This window comes from Rhodococcus sp. P4_F5, from assembly GCF_056401315.1.
The window spans coordinates 1-8,077 of record NZ_JBFUJP010000117.1; the positions used below are offsets into that span (position 1 = coordinate 1).

Consider the following 8,077-nt stretch of genomic DNA (forward strand, 5'->3'; position numbering starts at 1 on the left):
TCTCGATGTCGTAGAGGTCGCACGGGTAGACGCCACCGACGAACAGATGGACCCGCGGGTTGGCGCCGCGCATGGCCATCTCCATCAGCTGCGCCCGCAGCGGCGCGATGCCGGTGCCGGAGCCGATCATCAGCATGTCGCGGTCCTGGGTGCGGTCCACACCGAGTGCGCCGAGCGGGCTACCCATCACCCAGGTGTCGCCGAGGTGGGTCTGGCCGACCATCGCCGGGCTGACCCAGCCGCCGGAGACGCGACGGACGTGAAACTCGATCTGCCCCTCGCTGTTCGACGGGATCGCGGGCGAGAGGTAACGCCACATCCGGGGCCGGCCGGGCACGCTCACGCTCATGTACTGGCCGGCGCCGTAGGCCATCGGCTGGTCCAGCTGGAGCCGGACCACAGCGACGTCGCGCAGCACCTGCTTGTGCTCGACGACGGTGCCGGTCCAGGTCCGCGGGCCCGCCTCGTTGTTCGCGGCGTCGATCATGGTCGAGGCGATCAGCGCGATGCTCTCGCGCCACGCGTTGTCGACCTCCTCGGTCCACATCTCGTTGCCCGCGAACTGCCTGAGCGCGGTGATCAGGGCGTTGCCGACCGCGATGTAGTGGGCTTCCTCGATGCCGTACTTGCGGTGGTCGCGACCCAGCTGGGCGAGGAACGGCAGGATCCGTTCGGGCTCGTCGAGCTTGTCGACGACGTAGGCGATCGCCTGGACCAGGCGGTCTCGCTGGACGTCCATTGCGGCGGGGAAGAACTCACGCGCCGACGGGCTCTGAGCGAAGAGGGTTGCGTAGAAGTCGCGGGTCAGCCTCGCCGGGCCGCCCTCGACCGCGGCGACGTCCTTGAACGTCGTCCGGACAAGCGAAATTGTCGTTGAATCCACCGCAGGAGTCCCCGTTCGCATACAAACGCGGCCTGCCGCAGTATCCGGTAGGTCGCGGGCCCCGGCGATCGCCGCGGGGTTGAAACGAAGTCTAGCGAGCCGACGTCACCAATGAAACAGATGTGGTTGTTCGGTCTGCAAATGAAACGCCGGCAACCGCGTAGCGAATCTGCGCCACGCGGAACCGGCAGATCCCCCGCAGCGCATCCACCTGGTGCAACGCCCGTCCGGACCGGCTCGAACGACACCGTGCCCGTGGCCGTGGGCGACTCCGGCACCCGGCCGAGCGAATGTTCCGGCACCGACCGACCACCACTCCCCCGGCCGCCACGCGCCCCGCCGATTCTGCAGAACCGCTGCGGGCGAACGGGTTCTGCCGGTTCCAGGCGTGACAAACTGGCTTCTCGAGGCCCGGCGCAGTGACGCGTCGGCCCCGCAGTACGTCTCTACCGAGAACGGAGAATTCGCAGTCGTGAAAATTGCCTTCGGGGAGGAGATGGCACGCGACCGAGAGGTCGCGCGCAGGCCCGCACCGTCCACCGCCGAGGTCGAACGTCGGCTGGCCGAGTGCACCGATTTCTATCGGCAGCCGGAACTGGCGCACCTGCCGGCGGCGCGGGCGACGGAGGTGCTCGACGAGTTGGCCCTCACCGGCCGCTACGAGCACACCGCCGAGGAGTTGCTGGTGGGGGCCAAGCTCGCGTGGCGCAACCATGCACGGTGCGTCGGCCGAAACCACTGGCGGACACTCAAGCTGATCGACGCCCGGGACGCGGTCACCGCGGAGGCGCTGGCGCAGGCCTGCTGGGAGCACCTGCGGACCGCGACCAACGGCGGCGCCCTGCAGTCGGTGATCACCATCGGCCCGCGACCGCTCCCGGACGGCAGGGAGTTCCGCATCGTCAGCCCCCAGCTCATCCGCTACGCGGGGTACCGCAACGAGGACGGCAGCATCACGGGCGACCCGTGGCACGTCGCCCTCACCGAGCAGGTGACGGAGATGGGATGGAAGGGCGCGGGCACCCGCTTCGACGTCCTGCCGCTGCTGATCTCGGTCCCCGACGAGCCGCTGCAGTGGTTCGAGGTGCCCGAGGACCTGATCCTCGAGGTCCCGCTCGTGCACCCGAACTACAAGTGGTTCGCGGGGCTGGGCCTCAAGTGGCACGCGGTACCCGCCGTCGCGAACATGGACCTGGAGATCGGCGGCCTCACCTACCCGTGCGCCCCGTTCAGCGGCTGGTACGTCAGCACCGAGGTGGGTGCCCGCAACTTCAGCGACACCGACCGGTACGACATGCTGCCCACGATCGCCCGGAAGCTGCGGCTCGACATGCGCTCGGACCGCACCCTGTGGAAGGACCGGGCGCTGGTCGAGCTGAACCGCGCCGTGATCCACAGCTACCGGGAGGCCGGGGTGATCATGGTCGACCACCACACCGTCGCCCGGCAGTTCCTGGACTTCGTCGGCCGCGAGGAGAAGGCGGGCCGCGCCTGCCCCACCGACTGGTCGTGGATCAACCCGCCGATGTCGTCGTCGCTGACGCCGACCTTCCACCGGCTCTACGACGAACCCGACCTCGACGTCCGGCCGAACTTCGTGGTCCGCGCGCAGGGCACCGGCTGCCCCTTCAACTGACCACCGCCCCCTCTGACCGAATGTCGCATTCGTTCACTTCAACTGAACGAATGCGACATTCGGTCAGGCGGACGCTCGCAGAGACCACCACGACGACAGGAAGGCCCGGCGCCACCGCCGCTCCAGAGTTACTGGAACGACGGCGGCACCGGGCCTTCCGATGTTCGGGTGGTGCGGTCAGCGCAGGTGGCGGGGCTTCCAGACCACGAGCGCGTTGTTGCGCGGTGCCGGGACCAGGTCGCGTCGGTAGCTCGCATGCACCTGGGCGATCTCGTTGGCCATCTCGGTGACCCGGCGCTGCAGCGCCTCCACCTGGTTGGTCAACTCGATGATCCGCTTGATGCCGGCCAGGTTGACGCCCTCGTCCTGGGACAGGCGCTGCACCTCACGAAGCAGTGCCACGTCCCGCGGCGAGTAGCGACGGCCGCCGCCGGTGGTCCGGTGCGGCGTGACCAGGCCCAGCCGGTCGTAGTTGCGCAGGGTCTGCGCATGCATCCCCGCCAACTCGGCGGCCATCGAGATGGCAAAGATCTGCGCGTCCGGGTCCGGCGGGTCAGCCTGGTACGGAAACTGGTCCTGCATCGTGGGTCACCTCCGCTTGGTCGAGGGGGCAGACATCAGGCGCCGGCCCAGTCCGCCCTCGGATCGAAGCCGCTGGCCTTCTCGGCCTCGAGGTAGGTACGCAACGCCTCGGTGGCCGAGTCGTCGAGGTTCTGCGGCACCGCCACCTTCACTGTCACCAGCAGGTCTCCCGCGCCGCCGCCACGCTTGTGCACGCCGCGGCCGCGCACCCGCAGGGTCCGGCCGTCGACGGTGCCGGGCGGCACCTTGACGCCGACGCGGCCCTCCAGGGTCGGCACCGACAGCGTGGTGCCGAGCACCAGTTCGCCGTAGCTGACCGGGACGGTGACCGTCAGGTCGTCGCCGTTGCGGCCGAACACCTTGTCCGCCTTGACGTTCACGGTGACGTAGAGGTCACCGGACGGCGCACCGCGGAGCCCGGCCTCGCCCTGTCCGGCGAGCCGGATCTTCTGTCCGTCGCTCACGCCCGGGGGAATCCGGACGGTGATGCTGCGCGAGCGGTTCTGCACACCGGTGCCGTGGCAGTCGGTGCACGGGTCGTCGATGATCGAGCCGGTGCCGCGGCAGTCGTCGCAGGGCTCACTGAACCCGAACGCGCCCTGGTTGCGGCTGACGATGCCACTTCCGTTGCAGTTCGGGCACACCCGCGGGCTGGTGCCCGGCTTCGCGCCGCTGCCGTGGCAGGTGGTGCACGACGCCGGACTGGTCAGCCGGAGCGGGACCGTCACGCCCAGTGCCGCGTCGCGGAACGGGAGCGTGGTCTGTGCCTCGACGTCGCTGCCGCGCTGCGGCCGGCTGCTGGTGGCGGTCCCACGTCCCGCGCCTCCGCGGCCGAACAGCCCACCGAACAGGTCGCCGATGCCGCCGTCGCCGCCGGTGGTGGTGTAGCTGGCACCACCACCGAAGAGGTCGCCGATGTTGAATTCGCCGCCGCCGAAACCGCCACCGCCGGTGGTGTACTCGGCGCCCGGCGGGTATGCCCCGCGACCGAAGCCACCGCTGGCGAACAGCCGGCGGGCCTCGTCGTACTCCTTGCGCTTGGCCTGATCCGAGAGCACGGCATTCGCCTCGCTCACGGCCTTGAACCGTTCCTCCGCACTCGCGTCACCGGGGTTGGCGTCGGGATGCAGGTCCCGCGCCAACTTCCGGTAGGCCTTCTTGATCTCGTCGGCCGTGGCGTCAGAGGAGACGCCCAGGTCCTTGTAGAAGTCCTTCTCGATCCACTCCCGCTGACTCACCGGGCGTCTCCTCCTCTCGTCGTTTCCTGTTCTACTACTGCTCGGACTCCGGCGGCGCAGGCTCGCCGTCGGTGACCGTCACCATTGCCGTGCGCAGCACCCGGTCGCCGAGGCGGTAGCCCTTGCGCAGGACCGCCGCGAGCACCGGGTTGCCGCCGTCGCCTTCCATCTGGACAGCCTCGTGCAGTTCCGCGTCGAAGGCATCGCCCTCGTCGCCGAACGAGACCAGACCCAGACCGCCGAAGACGCCGGAGAGCTTGTCCGACAACGCCTTCAACGGGCCCGACTCCAGGTCACCGTGGGCACGTGCCCGGTCGAGGTCGTCGACCACGTCCAGGAACTTGCCGACCACCGAGGCTCGCTCGGAGGCCACGGCCTGATCGATCCGGGCGAGGCTGTTACGCCGGATGTTCGCGATCTCGGCCTTGGCGTAGCCCAGCTCAGTGCCGACCTTCTCCAGTTCGCCGGTGAGCTTGGTCAAGTCGTCGACCGCGGGCTCGGGCTGGCCGGCCCCGGCCGCCTCCTCGGAGGCGGCCGGGGTGACCTCGACGTCCAAGGGCTGCCCCTCGGCTGTCAACGGATCGCGCGCGGCGTCGAACTCGCTCACTTCTTGTCCTGATCAGACGGCTCGTCCACGACCTCGGCGTCCACGACGTCGTCGCCCTGGCTCGGGCCCGCGCCGTCACCGGAGGCTGCGGCCTCGTCGGCCTGCGCCTTGTAGATCGCCTCGCCCAGTGCCTGGGACTCGGTGGAGAGCTTCTCGACCGCGGACTTGACGGCGGCGATGTCTCTGCCGGCGAGGGCCTCGTTGGCCTCCTTGACGGCGGCCTCGACCTTCTCCTTCACGTCGGCCGGCACCTTGTCCTCGTTGTCCTTGATGAACTTCTCGGTCTGGTGCACCAGCGACTCGGCCTGGTTGCGGACCTCGGCCTCCTCGCGGCGGGCCTTGTCCTCCTCGGCGTGCGCCTCGGCGTCCTTGACCATCCGCTCGATCTCCTCCTTGGACAGGCCGGAGCCGTCCTGGATCTTGATCGTGTTCTCCTTGCCGGTGCCCTTGTCCTTCGCGGTCACGTGCACGATGCCGTTGGCATCGATGTCGAAGGTGACCTCGATCTGCGGCACGCCGCGCGGGGCCGGCGGGATGCCCGCGAGCTCGAAGGAGCCCAGGAGCTTGTTGTGCGAGGCGATCTCGCGCTCACCCTGGAAGACCTGGATCTGCACGGACGGCTGGTTGTCGTCCGCCGTGGTGAAGGTCTCGCTGCGCTTGGTCGGGATGGTGGTGTTGCGCTCGATGAGCTTGGTCATCACGCCACCCTTGGTCTCGATACCGAGGGAGAGCGGGGTGACGTCGAGGAGCAGCACGTCCTTGACCTCGCCCTTGAGGACGCCGGCCTGCAGTGCGGCGCCGACGGCGACGACCTCGTCCGGGTTCACGCCCTTGTTGGGCTCGCGGCCACCGGTCATCTCGCGGACCAGGTCCGAGACAGCGGGCATACGGGTCGAGCCACCGACGAGAACGACGTTGTCGATGTCCTTGACCGCGATGCCGGCGTCCTTGATGACGGCCTGGAACGGCGCGCGGGTGCGGTCCAGCAGATCGGAGGTGATCTTCTGGAACTCGGCGCGGGTCAGCTGCTCGTCGAGGAACAGCGGGTTCTTGTCCGCGTCGACCGTGATGTACGGCAGGTTGATCGAGGTGGACTGCGAGGAGGACAGTTCGATCTTCGCCTTCTCGGCGGCCTCACGCAGACGCTGCAGGGCCATCTTGTCCTTGGTCAGGTCGATGCCGCTGCTGGCCTTGAACTTCTCGACCAGCCAGTCGACGATCCGCTGGTCCCAGTCGTCGCCACCGAGGTGGTTGTCGCCGGAGGTCGCGCGGACCTCGACGACGCCGTCGCCGATCTCGAGCAGGGACACGTCGAAGGTGCCGCCGCCGAGGTCGAAGACCAGGATGGTCTGTTCCTTCTCGCCCTTGTCCAGGCCGTAGGCCAGGGCCGCCGCGGTGGGCTCGTTGACGATGCGCAGGACGTTGAGGCCGGCGATCTGACCGGCTTCCTTGGTGGCCTGACGCTGTGCGTCCTCGAAGTAGGCAGGAACGGTGATGACCGCGTCGGTGATCTCCTCGCCGAGGTAGGCCTCCGCGTCACGCTTGAGCTTCATCAGGGTGCGGGCACTGATTTCCTGCGCGGTGTACTTCTTGTCGTCGATCGCCACGCTCCAGTCGGTGCCGATGTGGCGCTTGACGGAGCGGATGGTCCGGTCGACGTTGGTGACCGCCTGGTTCTTGGCGGGCTGGCCGACCAGCACTTCGCCGTTCTTGGCAAAGGCGACGACCGACGGAGTGGTGCGCGCGCCCTCGGAGTTGGCCACCACCACCGGCTCGCCGCCCTCCAGGACGGCAACGACCGAGTTGGTGGTCCCGAGGTCGATACCGACCGCACGAGCCATAGTGATTCCTCCTACTGGTTGCAGCACCCCCGGCCTTGGCGCACCGGGGTAAGTAGTGCTGGAGTGGTTTAGTAATACTCAGTAAGACTGAGCGTCTCCGGCTCAAGTCTGCCCGGCTCGTTTCTGAGAGTCAAGCCAAACTTGAGTCAAACTCGCTCAATCCTGTCGAAGTGGTCAACGGGGCGTATGCCCGGTTTGTTCCCACTCCCGCAGATTTCCTCTGATGCGCCGACTTTTAGCTGGCAGACGCGCCGGCACCGGAGTCGGCGGAGCCGTCGGGCGGCGCCAGCGCGCGGATACGATGCCAGATGTGGACACACCAGGCGGCCCCGACGCACCGCGCGCTCCGACGCCGCACCGACCCCCACCGCCCCGTCCCGAGTTCGCCGTCGCGCCGCTGCGCGGTGACGCCGGGGAGTCGTCGACCCCACGGGCGGTGACCATCGCACGCTCTGCCTGGTACGGCGCGTTCGCCGTCCTGGGCGGCCTCGCCGCCGCGACCCTGCTCGACCTCTCCGCCGTCCGCGACGCGCTGGCGGCGACGCTCACGGAGCAGCAGCCCGACGCCGCAACCCGCGACATCGCCGACACGGTCTCGCTCACCCTGCTGGTCAGCGGCGGCGTCGCGGCGGTGCTGACGGTGGCCGCACTCGTCGGCCTGCACCTGCTCGCCGGCCGACGCCGTGTTGCCAGGATGACGCTGACGGCGATCGGGGCGGCATCCGTCGCGGCCGCGGTCGGATTCTGGTCCCTGATGGCCGACGCCGGCGAAGTCACCGGCGGGGTGCTGCGGTGGGCACCATTCGGCTACGCCGGGCTGGTGCTCGTCGGCGTCGCCGCGCTCTTCTTCCCGCCCGTCGGCCGCTGGCTCAGCCGCTAGCACCGTCCACCCGAAGTTCGGCTGGATCGGCGAGGCAACCCTGCAGCTTGTGTGGGACAACGTGATCGGGGGTGAAGACCACCGCGGATCCGGTTCAACGTCCCAGACGCCGCCACGGTGAACGCCAATCCCGCCGGCCGGACGCGGTCCCCGCCGCGGTCGGCCGTGTGGTCGGCCGAGTGTGCACCTACCGGTGACGCCACGCGGTGTTTGCCCCACAACTGCCCACCCGACAGCCGGCGTCCTGCCCCGGAAACGCGAAATGCCCCGCACCACAACCCCGATAAGGAGTCGTGATGCGAGGCATTCGCAAAATATGTACGGCGGTGACCTACTCTCCCACACCCTGTCGAGTGCAGTACCATCGGCGCTGGAGGGCTTAGCTTCCGGGTTCGGAATGGGACCGGGCG

Annotated in this window: 7 protein-coding genes and 1 rRNA gene; 2 read left to right on the forward strand and 6 right to left on the reverse strand. The window is 68.8% G+C overall.

From position 1 onward, the window contains the following. Positions 1 to 883: globin domain-containing protein (locus AC1DU4_RS25605; protein ID WP_477844671.1), on the reverse strand; the 883-nt coding region annotated here is incomplete at its 3' end. A 496-nt stretch (positions 884 to 1,379) separates the two neighbouring features. On the opposite strand from AC1DU4_RS25605, the gene AC1DU4_RS25610 reads away from it, so the two are divergent. Then, positions 1,380 to 2,519 (forward strand): nitric oxide synthase oxygenase, encoded by a 1,140-nt coding sequence (locus AC1DU4_RS25610; RefSeq protein ID WP_477844673.1) that lies wholly within the window; start codon positions 1,380 to 1,382, stop codon positions 2,517 to 2,519. A 177-nt stretch (positions 2,520 to 2,696) separates the two neighbouring features. Here the strand turns inward: AC1DU4_RS25610 and AC1DU4_RS25615 are convergent, their stop codons facing one another. From AC1DU4_RS25615 to dnaK, 4 genes are read right to left on the reverse strand one after another with little or no spacing between them, the layout of a single operon-like run. After that, positions 2,697 to 3,101, reverse strand: a complete 405-nt coding sequence (locus AC1DU4_RS25615) for a heat shock protein transcriptional repressor HspR (RefSeq protein WP_072847225.1) — start codon at positions 3,099 to 3,101, stop codon at positions 2,697 to 2,699. A 35-nt stretch (positions 3,102 to 3,136) separates the two neighbouring features. Continuing rightward, positions 3,137 to 4,339: a molecular chaperone DnaJ gene (gene dnaJ / locus AC1DU4_RS25620; protein WP_477844675.1), complete on the reverse strand. Its 1,203-nt coding sequence runs from the start codon at positions 4,337 to 4,339 to the stop codon at positions 3,137 to 3,139. Positions 4,340 to 4,373: 34 nt separating this feature from the next. Continuing rightward, a complete protein-coding gene (gene grpE / locus AC1DU4_RS25625) occupies positions 4,374 to 4,946 on the reverse strand; it encodes a nucleotide exchange factor GrpE (protein WP_477844677.1) in 573 nt (190 codons plus the stop codon). Further along, positions 4,943 to 6,787, reverse strand: coding sequence for a molecular chaperone DnaK (gene dnaK, locus AC1DU4_RS25630; protein WP_477844679.1), 1,845 nt, complete (start codon positions 6,785 to 6,787; stop codon positions 4,943 to 4,945). Before dnaK ends, grpE begins: the two co-directional genes overlap by 4 nt. A 310-nt stretch (positions 6,788 to 7,097) precedes the next feature. Here dnaK and AC1DU4_RS25635 point away from each other — a divergent pair, with 310 nt between their 5' ends. Next, positions 7,098 to 7,667 carry a hypothetical protein gene (locus AC1DU4_RS25635; protein ID WP_477844681.1) on the forward strand — a complete coding sequence of 190 codons (570 nt, stop codon included), beginning with the start codon at positions 7,098 to 7,100 and terminating at the stop codon, positions 7,665 to 7,667. Between the two features lie 318 nt (positions 7,668 to 7,985). Here AC1DU4_RS25635 and rrf read toward each other — a convergent pair. Then, a 5S ribosomal RNA gene (gene rrf / locus AC1DU4_RS25640) occupies positions 7,986 to 8,077 on the reverse strand; the annotation flags it as partial.